The 226-nt window shown below is 64.6% G+C and carries 1 protein-coding gene; it reads left to right on the plus strand.

Annotation, left to right across the window (positions count from 1 at the left end; genetic code table 11):
- Positions 1-226 (plus strand): GMC family oxidoreductase N-terminal domain-containing protein (locus P0D80_RS51765; RefSeq protein WP_408296838.1); only part of this gene is annotated, 226 nt, incomplete at both ends.

Genomic DNA, 226 nt, shown 5'->3' on the forward strand with positions numbered 1-226 from the left:
GGCGCTCAAGCAGTCGCCGGACTTCGAACTGCGCTCGCGCTGCCACGTGCTGCGCGTCGAACTCGACGACACAAAAAAGCGCGCCAGGGGCGTGACGTATGTCGATCCGGCCGGCAACGAAGTGTTCCAGCCGGCCGATCTGGTGATCGTCGCGGCGTTCCAGTATCACAACGTCCATCTGCTTCTGCTGTCGGGCATCGGCAAGCCGTACGACCCGGTCTCGGGC

The sequence above is a fragment of the Paraburkholderia sp. RL17-373-BIF-A genome (assembly GCF_046030175.1).
Taxonomy (GTDB): domain Bacteria; phylum Pseudomonadota; class Gammaproteobacteria; order Burkholderiales; family Burkholderiaceae; genus Paraburkholderia.